Source organism: Vibrio sp. 10N.286.45.E10 (assembly GCF_002874195.2).
Taxonomy (GTDB): Bacteria; Pseudomonadota; Gammaproteobacteria; order Enterobacterales; family Vibrionaceae; genus Vibrio; species Vibrio crassostreae.
In genome coordinates this window covers 532,709-549,684 of record NZ_MCWD02000002.1, presented here as the reverse complement: position 1 = coordinate 549,684, position 16,976 = coordinate 532,709, and the positions used below count along the sequence as shown (strand labels likewise).

At 46.4% G+C, this 16,976-nt stretch carries 19 protein-coding genes; 2 read left to right on the top strand and 17 right to left on the bottom strand.

Annotated elements, in window-relative coordinates:
• Window positions 1–77 precede the first annotated feature (77 nt).
• Complete coding sequence (locus BCU34_RS15590) at window positions 78–362, top strand: GNAT family N-acetyltransferase (protein ID WP_102397885.1); 285 nt, start codon at window positions 78–80, stop codon at window positions 360–362.
• Between the two features lie 11 nt (window positions 363–373).
• On the top strand, window positions 374–1,507 hold the full coding sequence (locus BCU34_RS15585; protein WP_102478269.1) for a phosphotransferase: 1,134 nt from the start codon (window positions 374–376) through the stop codon (window positions 1,505–1,507).
• 72 nt (window positions 1,508–1,579) lie between these two features.
• On the opposite strand, the gene dsbD is transcribed toward BCU34_RS15585, so the two are convergent.
• From dsbD to BCU34_RS15500, 17 genes are all read right to left on the bottom strand, one after another.
• Entirely contained in the window at window positions 1,580–3,376 is a 1,797-nt protein-coding gene (gene dsbD / locus BCU34_RS15580) for a protein-disulfide reductase DsbD (protein ID WP_102478270.1), read from the bottom strand.
• Window positions 3,373–4,332, bottom strand: a complete 960-nt coding sequence (locus tag BCU34_RS15575; RefSeq protein ID WP_102478271.1) for an FAD:protein FMN transferase — start codon at window positions 4,330–4,332, stop codon at window positions 3,373–3,375. Before BCU34_RS15575 ends, dsbD begins: the two co-directional genes overlap by 4 nt.
• Complete coding sequence (locus tag BCU34_RS15570; protein ID WP_102530222.1) at window positions 4,322–5,548, bottom strand: DUF3570 domain-containing protein; 1,227 nt, start codon at window positions 5,546–5,548, stop codon at window positions 4,322–4,324. The genes BCU34_RS15575 and BCU34_RS15570 overlap by 11 nt, the downstream gene beginning before the upstream one ends.
• A 70-nt stretch (window positions 5,549–5,618) precedes the next feature.
• The gene (locus BCU34_RS15565) at window positions 5,619–6,128 is read right to left on the bottom strand and encodes a DUF4266 domain-containing protein (RefSeq protein WP_102478716.1); all 510 of its coding nucleotides are present in this window, start codon (window positions 6,126–6,128) and stop codon (window positions 5,619–5,621) included.
• Window positions 6,128–6,592 carry a TlpA family protein disulfide reductase gene (locus BCU34_RS15560; RefSeq protein ID WP_102433278.1) on the bottom strand — a complete coding sequence of 155 codons (465 nt, stop codon included), beginning with the start codon at window positions 6,590–6,592 and terminating at the stop codon, window positions 6,128–6,130. Before BCU34_RS15560 ends, BCU34_RS15565 begins: the two co-directional genes overlap by 1 nt.
• A gap of 71 nt (window positions 6,593–6,663) precedes the next feature.
• Window positions 6,664–7,869 carry a hypothetical protein gene (locus BCU34_RS15555; protein WP_102478717.1) on the bottom strand — a complete coding sequence of 402 codons (1,206 nt, stop codon included), beginning with the start codon at window positions 7,867–7,869 and terminating at the stop codon, window positions 6,664–6,666.
• On the bottom strand, window positions 7,862–8,422 hold the full coding sequence (tadF, locus tag BCU34_RS15550; RefSeq protein ID WP_102433276.1) for a tight adherence pilus pseudopilin TadF: 561 nt from the start codon (window positions 8,420–8,422) through the stop codon (window positions 7,862–7,864). The genes BCU34_RS15555 and tadF overlap by 8 nt, the downstream gene beginning before the upstream one ends.
• Window positions 8,412–8,855 (bottom strand): TadE/TadG family type IV pilus assembly protein, encoded by a 444-nt coding sequence (locus tag BCU34_RS15545; RefSeq protein ID WP_102433275.1) that lies wholly within the window; start codon window positions 8,853–8,855, stop codon window positions 8,412–8,414. The genes tadF and BCU34_RS15545 overlap by 11 nt, the downstream gene beginning before the upstream one ends.
• On the bottom strand, window positions 8,855–9,595 hold the full coding sequence (locus BCU34_RS15540) for a tetratricopeptide repeat protein (RefSeq protein ID WP_102433274.1): 741 nt from the start codon (window positions 9,593–9,595) through the stop codon (window positions 8,855–8,857). Before BCU34_RS15540 ends, BCU34_RS15545 begins: the two co-directional genes overlap by 1 nt.
• A complete protein-coding gene (locus BCU34_RS15535) occupies window positions 9,592–10,443 on the bottom strand; it encodes a type II secretion system F family protein (protein WP_102433273.1) in 852 nt (283 codons plus the stop codon). The genes BCU34_RS15540 and BCU34_RS15535 overlap by 4 nt, the downstream gene beginning before the upstream one ends.
• Window positions 10,440–11,354 (bottom strand): type II secretion system F family protein, encoded by a 915-nt coding sequence (locus BCU34_RS15530; protein ID WP_102433272.1) that lies wholly within the window; start codon window positions 11,352–11,354, stop codon window positions 10,440–10,442. Before BCU34_RS15530 ends, BCU34_RS15535 begins: the two co-directional genes overlap by 4 nt.
• Complete coding sequence (locus BCU34_RS15525) at window positions 11,351–12,697, bottom strand: CpaF family protein (protein WP_102433271.1); 1,347 nt, start codon at window positions 12,695–12,697, stop codon at window positions 11,351–11,353. Before BCU34_RS15525 ends, BCU34_RS15530 begins: the two co-directional genes overlap by 4 nt.
• On the bottom strand, window positions 12,697–13,857 hold the full coding sequence (locus BCU34_RS15520) for a P-loop NTPase (protein WP_102433270.1): 1,161 nt from the start codon (window positions 13,855–13,857) through the stop codon (window positions 12,697–12,699). The genes BCU34_RS15525 and BCU34_RS15520 overlap by 1 nt, the downstream gene beginning before the upstream one ends.
• On the bottom strand, window positions 13,854–14,477 hold the full coding sequence (locus BCU34_RS15515) for a CpaD family pilus assembly lipoprotein (RefSeq protein ID WP_102433269.1): 624 nt from the start codon (window positions 14,475–14,477) through the stop codon (window positions 13,854–13,856). Before BCU34_RS15515 ends, BCU34_RS15520 begins: the two co-directional genes overlap by 4 nt.
• Window positions 14,478–14,484: 7 nt before the next feature.
• On the bottom strand, window positions 14,485–15,879 hold the full coding sequence (locus BCU34_RS15510; RefSeq protein WP_102478718.1) for a type II and III secretion system protein family protein: 1,395 nt from the start codon (window positions 15,877–15,879) through the stop codon (window positions 14,485–14,487).
• Window positions 15,872–16,753 (bottom strand): Flp pilus assembly protein CpaB, encoded by an 882-nt coding sequence (gene cpaB / locus BCU34_RS15505; RefSeq protein WP_102433267.1) that lies wholly within the window; start codon window positions 16,751–16,753, stop codon window positions 15,872–15,874. Before cpaB ends, BCU34_RS15510 begins: the two co-directional genes overlap by 8 nt.
• Window positions 16,754–16,783: 30 nt before the next feature.
• Window positions 16,784–16,966, bottom strand: a complete 183-nt coding sequence (locus BCU34_RS15500) for a Flp family type IVb pilin (protein WP_102433266.1) — start codon at window positions 16,964–16,966, stop codon at window positions 16,784–16,786.
• Window positions 16,967–16,976 lie beyond the last annotated feature (10 nt).

Below are 16,976 nucleotides of genomic sequence, written 5' to 3'. Positions count from 1 at the left end.
TTGCGTTAGTCTATTACAAGGAACTCATACTTCAAACTTTTATTGTTTGTCGTATCAATTATTTGCAGGAGTTGAGAATGCAGGCAGTAAAATGGGATCAAGAAGTGAACCAGATCACGGTAGAGTTAGAACCCAACCAGTTCGCGGTCGTTAAGTATCAAAAGGACGGAGATGTACTACATATCACGTCGACACGCATTCCTGATGAACTGCAAGGCAAGGGCTTTGGTAAGGTGATGATGGAGTCGGTATTGCCTGAAATTGAACAAGCTGGCTTCAAAATTGTGCCGGTTTGTAGCTATGTGGTTCACTACATGAATAGGCAGCCACAGTGGTCACATCTTCTATCCGAAAAAGCATAACAACGAGTAATATGTCTCAATCAATATCGTCAAATAATCGAGCTCAACCTGAAGCGAGTTCAAGTCAAAATCAGCCAGAGCGTTATCAACAAGAGTTTTATCAAAATGAGCTTTATCAAAAAATAGCGATCTCGTTGGGTTGTAACCAAGGATTTGATGTCCAAGTGATTCAACGCCTGTGGGGCGGGTATGGCGAGTTAGTTCGCTTGGTCTTTGCTAAAGATAATAGCGCTTCGATGAACAGCGTTATCGTTAAACATGTCGCGCTGCCAGATAAAGCGGAACACCCTAAAGGCTGGAATACTAAACTCTCTCATCAACGCAAAGTTCACTCTTACAAAGTGGAAACTGCATGGTATCAGTCCTTCACTCAACAATGGGACGAGCGTTGTCCTGTTCCAGTTGGGCTGCATTGTGAGCTACAAGAGGATGAGTGGCTTATCGTGATGCAAGACCTAGCAGATATAGGTTTTCCGTTAACCTCTCAGTTTGATGTGCCTGCTGTTTCTGACTATCAGGCATCTAGTTACACACGAGAAGAGCAAAAACAACGCGATGCTTGCCTTAAATGGCTCGCTAATTTTCACGCAAAACACATCAATATCAATCAACAACAGTCGTCGTCATTGTGGCAAGTCGGTACATATTGGCACCTAGACACTCGCCCCGATGAGCTGAATGCTTTGGCTGATGTCCCACTGAAGAAGCAAGCTAAGTACATCGACCGTTTATTAAAAGAGTGTCCATATCAAACCTTGGTCCATGGTGACGCTAAGCTAGCCAACTTCTGTTTTGATCTAGAGAGCGAAAACGCCGCTGCCGTCGATTTCCAATATGTGGGTCACGGCTGTGCGATGAAAGATGTGGCTCTATTTATGAGCAGCGCAATTAGGCCGCAAGATTGCCAAGAGTACGAGCAAAAGGTATTAGATATTTACTTCCAACACTTGAAAGATGCACTCGCGCACTATCAGCCACACCTTTCTTTCGATGATGTTGAAGCCGCATGGCGACCAATGTTTTACGTGGCATGGGCTGATTTCCAACGTTTCGTGAAAGGTTGGAGCCCTGAGCATTGGAAGATCAATTCTTACACTGAACAGCTGACTCAAATGGTCATCCAACCGTTAGAAAAAGCCAAGTAACTGGGGTGCAATAAGTAAACCAAATAAAAACGCCCAATCATTGATTGGGCGTTTAGGTCATTGAGTGATTGTCTAGTTTGTCAGGTTGTCTGGCTCTGCTGTGCGGGCTGCTACAAGCTGATTAGCAAGTTTGAGCTTGTTATTGAAACCTTCTTTATCAATATCTCCCATCACACGCGCAGGCTCTATTTCACCACTATCGGGGGAGTAAAAGAAAATAGCGGGTGGGCCGAACACATTTTTGTCGTTAAGCCATGCCATTTGTTCTGGTGAGCTTTCAGTCACATCAAGCTTTATGGTCTGCCACTCTTTCAGTTTTTGGCTCACTTGTTGGTCATTGAACACATTTGTTTCAATCACTTTGCAAGAGACACACCAATCCGCATAAAGGTCGACCAGTACTTTCTGTTTAGCGTTGGCAGCGGTTTGTATCTGTTTCTTTAGCTGATCAATCGAGTCTGTTTTCTCAAAGGGAGTAGCCGCAATAGGTTGGGCTGATTCTCGGTTTGCAAGCGGGTTGAGAGGATCGGAATTTCCTAGGAAATAACCCACAAACAGAATCAAGCCATAGCTCAGTGGCAGCAGAGCGGAGAATTTGCGAGTGCGCGCCCAGCCCGGTTGTGCCGCTTCTAAAGCGCCGAAATGGACACCTGTTCCAATAGTAAGTAGTGCCCATAAGATCATGATGATCGAAGGATCAATAAAGCGGCTTAACAACACGATAGCGACCGCCAATAGCAGCACGCCAAACACTTGTTTTACGGATACCATCCACGCGCCACTTCTTAGCAACAGACGTCCACCACTCGCTCCAATCGCTATAAGTGGAACGCCCATACCTAGTGCCATAACGAACAAAGTCGCTCCGCCAAACATCCAATCTTGAGTCGTTGAAACGTACAGCAGTGCCCCTGCTAATGGGGCACTGACGCAAGGTGACACAACCAAGGCAGATATTGCGCCCATTGCGAACACGCTGGCGATCTTGCCACCGCCCAACTTGTCTGAACCGTTGTTGAGTTTTTGCTGCAGTGCGGCTGGTAATTGAAGTTCATAGAAGCCGAACATTGCCAATGCAAGCAGAACAAAAATCGCTGCAAAGCTACTTAACAACCAAGGTTGTTGCATCGCGGCTTGCAGGTTGACCCCTTTTGCCAATGTGGTGACTAGGATTCCAGTCATCGCGTAACTGGTTGCCATACCCAGAACATAAGAGCTAGAAAGTGCCGCACCTTTCTTACCTGTCATTGCTTTTTCGCCACCGATGATACTGGCTAAAATTGGAATCATCGGCAGTACACATGGCGTGAGGGACAAGCCCAAACCGAGCAAGAAGAACACAAGCAGAGCCTGTAACTTACCTGCTTGAGAGAGGAACGACGACAAGCCATTGGTATCATCACTGATCTCACCTAGTGTTTGAACCAGAGAGCTTGATGGCTTCTCACTAGTGATTTCTGTCAACGCCTTGAGCGTAGGTAAATCCAGCACTAGTTTTTGTGGTAGATAGCAAAGCCCTTTGTCTGCACAGCCCTGATAGCGGACAGTGAGCTTGCCACTTCCTGTGTAAGGCACGGTAACGGTAAGCGGTTCGTGAAATACCACTACATTACCGAAGTTAGGGTCTTGTTTTTCTTCACCTGGCAGAGAGTATTGAGGAGCTAGTGTCGATAATGAGGACTCTTCTTTAAACGAGAAGCGAGATTGGTAAAGATAGTACCCCGGGTGTGTATCAAAGCGGATAACCGCACCTTGGTCCGTGGCTTCCCATGTAACGGGGAAGGCTTCTTCAACCGGAAGAAACTCGCTGTCTTGAGCATGCAAAAAGCCGCTAAACAATAGAATTAACGTGAGTAGATAGCTTTTCATGAATGCAAAAACTCCGTGTTTTGGTGAATGTGTAATTGATCGTCGATGTAAATAACGGCGCTCTCTTCCGGCACTGAAATGTTTGGGTTGAGCGTCAAGGAAGTGCTAAGTACACCTGCTTCCAAAGTGGAGGAAGCTATTGCAGTAACCGACAAAATCTTCTTTTCTACGTCTTGTTTCGAAAAAATATGAGATGTGGTTTTATCGCCGAACTGCATCTGACGTTCACTGTGGGCTGATGTAGTCAGCGCCGCGTCCGTAATCGGAACGGCAAAAAAAGGTGTCTTGTTGTCTCTTGGATCCAGAACCGCAATGTTAAATGGCGAACCATCTGGCTTTGTACCCAATGCATAGATATCGCCGCCAAAATTCACCAACATTGAAGTTGCACCAAGTCGCTTACCTATCTTTACTGCTTGAGCGACCGAGTACTCTTTGATGACGCCGCCAAAATCGAAGCGGGTGCGTGAATCTGGAACGTGCAGCCTTGTCTTTTGTTGATCGACTTTTCTTTGTCGAACGATTGTCCCTTCTAGAAACATTGTCTCTTTTAGCTCCCAAGCCTGCTTGCCCAGTGCGGAAGAGAGAGCTTGAAACGCATGGCTGTGTGACATCTTCGGCTTCTGTTTTAAAAGATGCTTGATGCTGCCAACGGTGGTATCAAATGTGTCAAATGTCAGTTGGCTTAATCGATCGAGATGCTCAAAAACTTCCGCAGACTCCGAATCGAGTTCGACTTCACTGGTTGTGCGCTGATTAATATGTCGCGTTAGCCATGAATCATCGCTGTAGAAGTTATATTTGCCCTCTAATCGATGTGTGTTCTGCTCTATCTCATCAGCGATGTCTTTTGCGCACGCCTTTGGAAAGTGAGTCAAATCAAGCGATAAGATCTGTACTTCGCAAGGTACTGTCATGGCATGAAAGCGATGGACAAAGGGCTGCTTAGAATTCATAAGTTGCTCCAATCGCCCACCACTGTGCTTCAAACCCGTTGCTCTGTTCGTAGTAAGCCGCAAGCGCATTTAAACGCACGGTTTTATGGACCTTAACGCTCGCGCCAAGCTCATAAGCATTCGCAGTGAAGTTACCTAGGCGAAGGTCAGAAGTCGCGTAACCTGTCGAAGCAAAAGAAGGATCTGCGCTACTAGGATCGCGATAGAAATCTGCCGCATCTTGCGTATACCAGAAATAACCGGGTGCAAGGGTTAGCCACTCACTGACACGCCAAGATAATTTTCCGCCCAACTGATGAGACATCACGCCCCAGTCATCTATGAACCATTTGTATCGAGGTCGGATTTTTATACTGTCTGACAAAGAGTAAAAGGCCTGAAGATTAATACCGCCAGAGACTCGGGTATCGGGTCTAGAGTCTTGCCCCAAGAACACTTCGTCATCATCGATTTTGCCATCGTCGTTAATATCGACTTCGCGAAGAACCGTTAAATAGTGGTTGCTCAAGTAACCGCTACGGTAGCCTGCATAAGCGGTAAAAATGCTGTACAGATTTGGTGTAAAGGTTTGAGATAACCCCGCTTCTAAGCTGCCTGTGAAAATGTCTTCCCAGCTCTGGCTGTTAGAAGAGCCTAAAACGTATTTGCCAAATGCCTGAGTTTGGTCGAAAAGAGCAGAGCCCCCTAAGCTGTACGAACGGTTTTTAGCGCTATCAGCATAAATCAAGCCTTTACCATTGATACCAATGCTTTCGTAGTCTTCTTCTTGAGATACGTTACCGCCAAAGGTCCATTCATTACGCAGCCTGTCACGGTAGGTGGCACTCAAGCTGAGTGCTTTTCTTGTGTCTTCTAGGCCGACCTTCTGGACCTCATAACTGTCACGGTGAGGATCGTAACCCGCACGGATGACCTCATTAGTTTTATTCTGGGCTTGCTGAGTTTTCACGGCGCGATTTATCTTGTCGGCATCCGAACCTGGAGGTGTCGTAGGGCCCCAAGCTGGAGAAGCACCTGAAACACTGTCGTAGCTTATTTCTGCGTTTAGGGTCCAATCTAAGCCGATACTTTTTTCAATCGAAACCATGGTGTCATTGGCTGATACTCTGTCATCGTATTCCTCATAGCTAAGGTAATGAACAGAGACATGATCTTCAGCTAATGCCACATTAGCCACTGCCGCTGCACTGAGCAGCGTAATTGGTAGTTTTTTCATTTTGTTCTTATTTTGTTTTTGAAGTACTGAATATTTTTTATTGATTGAGTGTTTTTTGTCGATTTAATGGTTAGTTACAGCCACATCCGCCACCGCCAACACCGCTGCCACCCACAGAGCCTTGTTTGTAGGCGAAGACTTTTTCGGAGAACACATCGAATTCCGGTACTGGACCGCCCGGTTTCATCTCTTTTTGAGCTAGCGTTCCTTTCTCCCAAGGCTTTACCGGCTCAATGCCAAGAAATTCATCGACAAACGCTAACGCTGAAGGCTTGTTAGTCTCTTCTGGCGCTTTCTCTTTGATAACCAGCTGCTTTGCCTTTGGTGTGACCATGTCGATGTTGCGTCTTGTTGCGCTCTTGGTGGTTTGGTTTGAGTGCGTGCCGCTACTGGAGTAAACCGTGCTGGAGATGATCTCTTCTTCTACGATGGGACCATCGCTGTTAGTGCTGTTAGTGCTGTTATTACTGGCTTGCTGCTCAACGGGCTTTTTTCCCAAACCACTAAGGTCGAGTTCGAGAGCTGCGTTAGCGGTCATTGGAATAGCAAGTAGCCCAATAAGGGAGGCTTTGATTAGCATTACAGTTGCACTCCCATCTTGGTGAGGTCGTCAGTAATGACGTCGCCAATGTGGTTAATGGCACCAAAGCGAATCTTGATAACCTTGCCTTGGTAGATGTAATAAAGTGCAGGCATACCGATAGGTTTAAACTCAGCGATCAATGCTTGCTCTGGATCGTTCACTACTGGGAATTCCAATCCGAGCCGCTTTTGAAACTCAAGGCCAACTTCAACATCTTCATCGACATCAACGCCTTTGAACGTCACGCCAGTGCCTTTAAGTTCTTTGTAGAGTTGGTTTACTTCTGGAAGCTCTTCTCGGCAAGAAACGCACCATTCAGCAAAGAAGTCGACAATGGTGAGCTCCTCGTTGTTGAGTTGCAGTTTCTTGATAACGTCTTGCGATAAAGAATCGCCTTCTTGATAAGCCAATGCAGGTAAAGAAAGGCACAGCGCCAATAACGCTAGGGCTCGTGTAAACATGTGTTTCTCCATATTGTTTTTAATTTATCTGTTTTAAATTCGATGCTTTTGAATCAAGCGCTTTGTTTGAATTAGCGAGTGAGTCGGATGCTTGCCGAGTATTCAACCGCCAAAATGTCGGAGAAGTACTCGTTAAGTTGTGTCGTATTGGTGGCACTGAATACGCGTAAAGGATTTCCTGCACAGTTCTCGAATTGAGTAATTCGAGATGGGCTGACGCCATAGCCGATGAAATTCATTTCAATGCCGTATTGCTTGATAGCCGTAGTGCAAAAACCAGCGTTCACCAATTGATTGAACGCGTCTCCTTCGTCAGCGCCATCGGTGAATAACACCAGTTTTCTTCTAGTTTCGGGTACAGTGCTTACGTTTATTCCCCATGCTTGTTGCCAACTTGGGATAAGCTGTCTCACTCCCCATACCAAACCTTGATAAGAGCGAGTACCACCGTTTGCAGTTAGGCTGTTTATCGAGTTTTGGACTCTGGAAAATACGTTGGTCAATGGCAACATTGGTGAGTCTTGATTGCAGTCGCTTAACCACTTACTTGGCGGCGTAAACTTCACAGGTCGCTCTGAATGCAGCGTCGCGAGGTTATCTACGGTCAGCGCCGCAGAGAAATCGCCATTACGATAGCTAAGTCCATCGATACAGTAGATTCCGGCTGCTTCTTTGGATAACCAGGGCGGGCGATGTGTTGCCACCCCAGAGTCAAAAGGAACGATCGAGATACTTACTGAATCTAAATCGTTAGCGTTATTGCTCTGAGATTGAATCGTATTCAATGCGTTGGACAAAATAGATTTTAGTGATGACATGTTTGAGCCCATGGAGCCAGATACGTCGAGTACCAATACCAACTCTGTTGGAATCGCAGAGTGTTTGCTTTCAACCCCCCCCTTAAAGCCACCACCTGTTGCAGTCACATTTTGGTCGTAGCGTTCATAGCTGAAATGCGGTAGTAGCGGTGTAACGGAGTAACCTAGGCTAATTCGGCAGCCTTGGTTTTCTGGCGTTAATCCACTCACACCTTTCAGTGTTGGGTGATAGTAATCTTGGTATACTCGCATCATTCTCGGAGTCGCCTCATCAGCAAAAGCACAAGCCAGTGCGGCAGAATCAGCGGCTTGCGCGGCTCGATTAGAAACCATCACTTGCGCCGATATCATCAAAGTGCCGACGGCGATAAATAGTGCAGGGAGCAGCAGTGCCAAGAAAGAAAGGGTGATCGAACCTTTTTGCTGACGGGCTAGGCTGCTAAACATTGACTTAACCATAGTGCTTACCTATCACTACAGATGAGCTCTTTAGGCTTTTTGGAAGATCGAGCCGTTCGTAGTCAAATGGTGTCTTTACGCATAAGGTCAGCTGAATCAAAGTTGATGGTTTTCCATTCAATGCAGGATCACCGTTGCCTACAACAAGCATGTCCGTAAGGTCCTCAATAGGTGGATCACTTTGGCAGTTGCTTCCCGCATAAAGATATTCGTATTCCCACGTCGAAGCGGCAGTATCAAAGACACGACTTTCAAGTAAAAGCCCAATATCGCCACGAGCAATGCTACTCGGCAGATAACGTTCAGCGAGCACGAGTAATGGACCTTTAAGAGTCTCGGGTAAACCATTCTTACCTTGCTCAGGTTTGAGTTGAGTTGAAGAAATCGCATTCACTAGGTTGTAGGTAACATTGTCTAACTGAGTCTGCATACTGAATAAGCGGTAGATAGCAACGAACCCCCACAGAATGATCATCATCGCGAGTACGACAAATGGAAACTCAACAGCAGCTGATCCCGCTTGTTTTCTCGGGTGTGTTTTATTAACCGTCATAGCTCACCAATACCTTTTTTTCCAAGGTTGTCATTTTCCCGCTACGTTCTAAAAACTGGGTCGAAAGGCTCGGCAGCAGAGCGAATGAGAATGCGTAGGACACCGTGTACTCCCCCAATACTGCTTTGCTTATCGGTGCCGCTTTCCTGTTAACTAAGTCCGGTAGGTTTTCAACGTATAAAGGTTGAGACAACTTGATCTTGCTGCGATCGAGCAGTGGGAACTTGTCGATAGTGTCGATGAAAACTTGGTTTGCTATGGGACCAACTGGTCGAATTTTGACTTCTCGAGCTCCTGCATGAACGGCGACATCGAAGATGATGCTGACTAGCAGCAGGCGGCAGATCTCAAAGACCCCTATTATCAGCAATAGAAACGGTAGGGTGATCATTAGAAACTCAACGCTATTCGCACCTTTCTGACGAGAGAGCATTATTGTTCTCCTCGATCAGCGTGAGCGGCTAGGGCTTGATAATACAAGCTATTGTTAGCGTATTCCGGTTGCGATAAGTGTTCACGAGCGATCGCTTTTGCAGACTCGCTGTCGCCAGAAAGCGCGTAAGCCAACGCAAGGTTAAGCTGGAGTTTTACGCTAGCTTCACCTCTGACAAAGATCGGGTGCAGAATACGAATCCCTTGATCTGGTTTACCATCGAGTATCCAAGCCATAGCGAGGTTGTTTCGGTATTCGTTGCTTGAAGGCATTAAGCTAAGGGCATTTGAGTAACACTCTCTTGCCTTGGAATACTGTTTATTGAGCGAGTAACTGACTCCTAAGCTATTTTGAGCAACGTCATCGGACGCCTCCAGTTGAACAGACTCTTCAAGAGCTGAAGTCGCTTGTTCAAGCTCTCCTAAAGCTAACCATGAACGACCTAGCTCACGGTAAATCGCACTGGATTGATTAAGCTCGATACCACGCTTTAAGTAATGCAGTGCTTCGTCATAACGACTGGCTTGATTGGCTGCAGAGCCCATCAACAGCAGTAACTGCGGGTCATTGGGTTTCGATACCAACATTTTTCGGTAGAGATCCATGGCGCTCTCTGGCTTACCGTTCATTAACGCAACTTCTGCCACTTTCATGTTTTCGGCGGTATCTTTTTCAACGTGGTTAGTGGATTGACAGCCGAACAATATCAGCGACAAAAAGAATAACGGGATGGTTCTCATAAGCCCCCCAGAGTTTGTGTAAGAGACAACATGATTGGCACAACGATGATGCCCACCACAGGTAGCATGATGAAAACCACCAAAGGGAATGACATTTTGGCTGGTATTTTCCCCACCCATTCTTCCAGTTCTAAGAAGTGGTATTGACGGCTATCCGAAGCGATCAGTTTGAGGGCGTCAGCGATAGGCGTACCGTATTGCAGCGCTTGGTTCATGGTAGTGACAACGTTGTTGATGTCAGACAGTTGTACGCGTTTGTCTAAGTTGTTGAGTGCCGTTTGTGGTGAATCAAGAACCGATATCTCAGTTGCTGTGAGTAGCCATTCGCGTGACAATGCTGGAGAGATAGAACGCATCTCTTCACCGACACAGCGAAATACCGCTTCGAGTGTTAAGCCAGATGCAACACACACCACCATTAGGTCGACGGCATCGGGTATTACTCGGCTGATCTGCATTCGAACTTGGTTCACACGCCATTCAAGAATACGATCGAATAGGATGCCGACCACGATGCCGATAGCGATACACTCTGCCGCCGAATTCATCGTTAGCACTTGGATGCGAGTGGCATACCAAGTAACAGTACCTGCGGCCATGGTGAGCAACCTAAGTCCTAAAAAGTAGATCTCTGCATTAGGGTTCAGCCAGCCAATCAGAACGAGCTTTTGACGTCGAGACTTCTCACCTTGGAAGTGCCACTTACTCGACGTGTTTTTGTACTTTGAGGAATAGCTTGATACGCGATTCAGTCGCTCAGCCACAACGTCTCGTTTGAACGAAGATAGATGTGCGATCAGCGTGAGAAGAACAGCTAATCCCAACAGCAGCATGGCAAAATACATCATGATGAGAACCTCTTATTACGAGTCAGAGCATTCAAAATTAAGGTGCCGATGCTGATGCTAATCAATGCATAGGTCAGCACTCGTTGACCTAGTTCAGTGTTAAACAGCTGCTTAATCATGTAGGGCTCAATTAAATAGATGCCACCTAGCAACCCAATGGGTAAGACAGAGAGAAATAACGCTGTGATGCGAGGCTCTGAGGTTAGGCTCTTCACCTTCTTTCTCATCGCTCGGTTGTCATGCATGGTTCGGCTTAAGCTATGAAGAATGTCGCGCAGTTGACCACCATTCGACTGGTTAAGGATCAGTGCAACAGAGAAATAACGAAAGCTGCTGTAAGGAAGACGAATGCACGTATCATCGAGACTCTGACGAAGACTAAGGCCAAGCGCGAGATTATCGCGAAGGTAAGAGAACTCTCGTCCTAGCAAACCAGGTTGCGTTTGTGCCACTTGATCAATCGCTTGTGGGATGGATAACCCTGCTGATACCGCTCTAGAAATTAATCCAAGGACGTTGATGATGTCTTTTTCAAACTCTTCTACTTGTCTCTTTCTGCGATAAAACACAATGGCGCAGGTACATATGAGCCACAGCCCAACCGCTGCAAGTAATCGAAGGTGTACTGGAAGCTCTGGCACTAACAGGTAACCAGCAACTGGCAAACCAACAACCATTGAGGCGATAAAATACTTATCCCAAGCAGGTAGCAAAGCATTTATTCGCAGGAAAAACGCATGCAGTTTGTTGGTGCGCTGGTGGCTCGACTTTTTGATAGAAACGTCTGCAGGGCTTGCTTTGTATGAACCAGATACCAAGGACAGTCGCTTATTAACAATGGCTTGTTTTGAGTTGAGCTTTATTAGCCAAACCGTAGCCAGCAGCGCAGAAATAGTAAGAACAAAAATCATCCGGCTTCAAGCTCCATTGCCACCCTTAGTTGAGCGTCTAACTGGTGATATTTCGCTTTTTCGTTGAAGCTTGGTACGCACTTGGCACTCTTATATTCACCAATTAGGTTGCCTTGCTGGTCTTCCGATAACGTTTTAAAGGCGAACAGTTCCTGAGTGACGTATTGCTCGCCCTCTAACCCTTGCACTTCGGTTATTGAAACAATGCGTCGCTTACCATCGCGCATTCGTTCTACTTGGATAACCACATCAATGGTGTTTGCGATTTGGCGACGCAGTGAAAATAGAGGCAGTGTCGCCTGGCTCATCATTAGCATGTTCTCCATTCGCACCAGTGCGTCCGTTGCAGAGTTGGCGTGAAGTGTACACAGCGAACCATCGTGGCCTGTGTTCATCGCTTGCATCATTTCAAAGGCTTCATCGCCACGAACTTCGCCTAAAATGATGCGATCTGGTCGCATACGTAGCGAATTTCTCACTAACTCTCTTTGAGTAATCGGCGTTAAACCTTCTGCATTGGCTGGGCGAGTTTCTGCACGTACCACATGGGGTTGTTGCAGGCGCAGTTCTGCTGTGTCTTCAATGGTGATGATGCGCTCTTGAGGTGAGATGCTGAAAGACATCGCATTAAGCAGGGTGGTTTTACCTGCACCGGTACCACCCGCAACAAGAACGTTGAGACGAGAGCGAACGATAATATCAATAAGCTTAATCATCGAATTCGACATCGCACCAAACTGTGCCAATTGGCTCAGTGTCAGCTTCTTTTCATTGAACTTACGGATAGAGATGTAGGTTCCATCAAGTGCGAGCGGTGGGATCATGACATTGACACGGCTGCCGTCGTCTAGCCTTGCATCAACTAATGGATTCGATTCATCGATTCGTCGACCTACTTTGCTCACGATACGTCGCGCTAAGTTGAGAAGCTGCTCTTCATTACGAAATTGGACCGTGGTTTTTTGCAGTTTTCCTGAACGCTCGACATAAATTTCACGGTAACCATTGACCATGATGTCAGTGACTGTTTGGTCTTCAATAAGAGGTTGGAGTGGCCCCAAACCTAAAAATTCATGTAGGAGCTGCTCTACAGAATGAGTCACATCCTGATGACCGAGTGGTAACTGTTTAGAGATTACAATTTCCGATACCATCTCTGAAATTCTAGCTTCAAGATCGGACGCACTTAAACTCACAACAGCCGATGGATCGATTGCCTTGATGATCTCTTCATGAATCACATGATAATGATCACGTAGCGAGGGAGCGGATGTTAACGTTTCACGTAATCGAGCTTGGCTGACTTCAATAGGATCAACCGTGTTTGCTTTTTGACCAAACATTATGCACCTCGCTTCCAAAAACGGCGGCTGCTTTGCTGCGATTCACCTGTGATTAATTCAACTAAAGCGTTGAACGCCACTTTCACTTTTCTGTTGCCTTTGTGGGCAGGTTGACCAAGTGATGACTTGCTTAAAAAGTGGTTCGGGGAGAATGGAATGAGAACGTCTACCGGTACACCTAACGACTTTTTCACATCGTTAACTGAAATCATTGAGCCTGAATCAGACTTGGTGTGATTGAGCACAACAAGCGTTTGGGAGTTGGTTTGATTCTGAAGTCGTTTGATGATCTGGCCGGCATTGCGGATAGAGCCGAGTGTAGGCTCAACGACAATCACTCGGATATCGGCACTTTTCAGTGCGTCAAAGCCAACTTGATCACGCAAAGAGTAAGTTGGGATATCCACTAATAGGTAGTCTGAGTTTTGTAGGCAAAACTTAGTAAATTGGTCCAATGCACTCTTTTGTGGCCAGAATGGTGTGGCATCTAAAGGTAGATAGCCAGTAAAGAGAGTGTGCTTTACAGATACGCTGATCCCACTACGTTCGAATACTAACGGGTCTAGTCTCTCTGGGTATTGTAAAAGCTCGATCAATGCTGAGTTCCCTTCAACATTGAGTAGCAGATCCAAATCGCCCATTGAAAAGTCTAGGTCTAGACAAGCCACTTTCTTATCGAGCTCTGCGAGTTGTTGAGCAAGAGTTGCAGTAATGGTACTGCTGCCTGAACCGCCTTTCGCACTGACAACCGAGATGACTTTTTCATTTCGTTTTTCGCTGTTGTTTTGTAAAGCCGCGAAAGAAACGTGTTCCAGATCTTGTGGAGTCACAGGAGGCACTAGGTAATCACTCGCGCCTGATGCCAGCATGCCACGGTAGATGAAAATTTCATCTGAGTGGCCAATAGCGATAACTTGACAACCTGTACGCTTAATTAAGCGCTGTACTGCTTGTTTCGACTCAGCCAGCTCACAATTCAACACATCGAGAAATACTGTCTTAATACCATGCTTCAGCACGTGTCGCACTACGTCGTCTTCTTGATTTGAAGAGACTGTGATGTTGTGGATACCAAAGTCATTCAGTGTGTGCGTAAGCGCTAGGGTATCGAGTTGCTCAGACGCTGCGATCAGTACCGTTAACTGGTGTACTTGATTCATAGCGCACCTCCTTGCGTGGTCGTCGAAGAACCATTATTTGTCTGTTGGTTTTGGGCTGGTGGAGCAAAGTAGTTATCGATACTAGAGACAGCTTTCTGCCCTTGAGCACCATTAATCGGCTGACCGACGATCAGGTCTTTAGGGTTGGCTACCATTTGTGCAAGCGCGTTGGCATTTGCACACCCAAAATTGCGCTGAGTGCGGTATGCGTTGAGCGTGGTTCTTGGCGTTTTACCCGCGTCACAGGCTGTGACTTTAGCTCGGTAAGACTCGACTAAAATAGTGATGTCGCCTTTACCTTCTGTTGATTCGTCTGATACCCAAATTTGTGATGGATAGAGGCCTGATTCGATAAGATGAAGCCTTACTTTCTCTAGTTGACGTTCACCTTTCTGAGTCGTTTTTTCGATTTTGACCATCAAGCTACTCGCGCTGCCTCGACGAGAGATAAAGTCAGAAATATCCGCTTTTTCCTGAGCCGACAGCGTTTTTCCTGCAAGTGTCAGAGAGAACTTGTTAGTCACAGAAATCACATCGACTGATGGTTGCTGAGTGGTTGGCGTAGGTGCGCATCCCGCAAACACAAATAGGGCAGGGAGCAATAAGGATAATTTATTCATGATGTCCTCAGTAATAGAACCCGTTGTCACCCAGCAAGCGAGGCTTGTGGTTGTCGGTGTATGTGTCTTGGTCGTGTGTTCTTTTTCGTTGAATTCTTGGCCATGCCAGAAGACGTTCTACATCGCTTAGTGGAATGAGACCGTCGGTTGGTAGCTGCATCGAATCTGAACGAGTTGGCTGTACTAGGTAAGCCGTGACAATGATGATCAACTCTGTTTCTCGGCGAGTGAATTCAGTTGAACGGAACAGGCTTCCTAGTACAGGTACTTCACCGATAAGCGGCACTTTTTGCAGTTGTTCAATGTCTTCTGACTTCAATAAGCCGCCCAAGGCAAAGCTCTGTCCACTGGCTAATTCGATGGTGGTAGCGGCACTACGGGTAGTAAAAGAGGGGAAGTTAGTCCCGTTTACCACTTGTTGGTTTTCGATGGAGACGTTACTGACCTCTGGGTTCACCTTTAAACTGATACGATTTTGGCTGAGCACCGTTGGTGTAAAGTTCAGTTTTACCCCGAAGTCTTTGTACTCGATTTGAGTGGTATCAGCCGTAATCAATGGTAATGGGACTTGACCACCCACCAGAAACTCAGCGTCTTCGCCGGACATCGCCGTCAAGTTAGGCTCAGCCAGTACAGACATCATGCCATTTGTCGCTAATGCATCAATCAGTGCGGTAATGCTTGGTTTACCCCAGCTGCTGACATTCGGCAGTTTAGAGAATGAAAACTGTCCAACACCACCTGCGATAGAGCCCCACTTGATCCCCAATTTGTTAGAAACATTTCTCGAGACTTCAGCGATTTTCACTCGAATGTTGACCTGGTTTGGCATAGTGACAACCAATTGATTAATCAGCTCATCTTCATTGGATTGCATTGGCTGATCTTTAGTCGTCGTATTGCTAGTACCTGCATTGTTTTGAGTGTTTGAGCTTTCTTGTTGCTGGGTTTGGTCAATAATAGGAGACAGGTAGCCTTTCGCTAAGGACACGATATTATGCGCCATCATAGGTGAAGGCACTTGCCCTTTTAGCCATAACTTTCCACCCAGAGATTCCGCGTTTACGGACGCTTCTGGGAACTTGTTTTTGACCAATTCATTGAATTCGCGACTGTTGTGAGTCACGCGAATCTTATTGGTATAGATGACGCGTTCTTGCTCGTTCAAAACGGTGATAGTGGCACTGCCAGCTCGCTTACCAAATACCATCACCTTGGTGTTGGTTAAGGTTTGGTAATCAGCAATATGGGTGCTAGATATGAAAATTGACTTCGCTTTTTCTGGTAAGCGAATCATTTTTGCCTCATTGATTGTCACATCAAGTGCAGATGCTGTTGATGCAAAAGAGAGGCACAGGCTTGATAGTAGGAGAATCCCCCACCAACGACAGGTACTAGCCATTGTTATCAGCTCCGGTTTTATTGTTGATCGTTTTGTTGTCGGCTCTAAACTCCACCAAACCGACGTCAGGCAATACCTGAGTAGTGTCTGGCGAGATGGCTTTCAGCGTCGCTGAATTGGCATTCTGAGTTTGATTTGGGTCTTCGTTTTGCCCGCGTAAGACGAGCGTTAACTTGCCTAATTGTTTAGCCAAAACAACTTGGTTTGCTTGCTCGGGGGTTACCTCTAAAGAGACACTGCTGTCGTCAGGGATACCGTTTTCATAATGATTAGATTCGCGGGCCTTTTGATAAGACTCAGCCGTTTGTTTGTCATTAAATGCCAAGACTCTCACATCATGAGCAATCGTTGTGACATACAAACCCTGCGATGAATTGCCATAACGAAGCAGCTCACCATCTTGTGAACCGAGCAGGAGAATATCTACGCGGTCGCCCGGCTCAATAAAGCCCGAATTTGATGTCACCTGATCAACAGGCACTGAGATAGCGCGATAACCTGGTTGTAGCTTTAATGAAAGCGAGTAGCCGCCTTCTGGCTCGGTAATATCCGCTTTCGACAATATCGAGTCTTTGACGAGCTTGGTACGTGCAAGCCCCGACATAGAGTGATCAGCAGAAATATCTTCCGGTGTCACATGGTCGATGTAGTTCTCCAACTCTTGCTGTGGAACTTCTTTCCATCGGAACGAGTTTGGTGTATAGGCTTGACCTATTTCTATCGTGCGAGTTGGAACCAGCACTTTGACCGTTTGCTTAACGGCTTGTTTAGAAGAGGTGGTCGCAGACTCGCTATTGGTTTGGCTCAACAGTAAAACGGATATTCCGAGCACCGAGCAAAATAACGACAGCAACATGAGTCGCTTGGCAGTCATAACTATTCCTTTAATTTGCAATAAACGGGCTTACTCTGAGGCTTGTTGTGCGTCTTTTAGTTTGTGGACTACAGTACCGTAGGCGTCACTGATTGCTTTTGTTAGCTCACCGTTCTCACCGCCAACAAAATTGAGTAGTACGACTGCCATTGCTGCTGCGAGAATGGCGTATTCGATTGCGGCTGCACCGCGTTGCTTTTTCTTGTTCAACATTTCTTGTTTC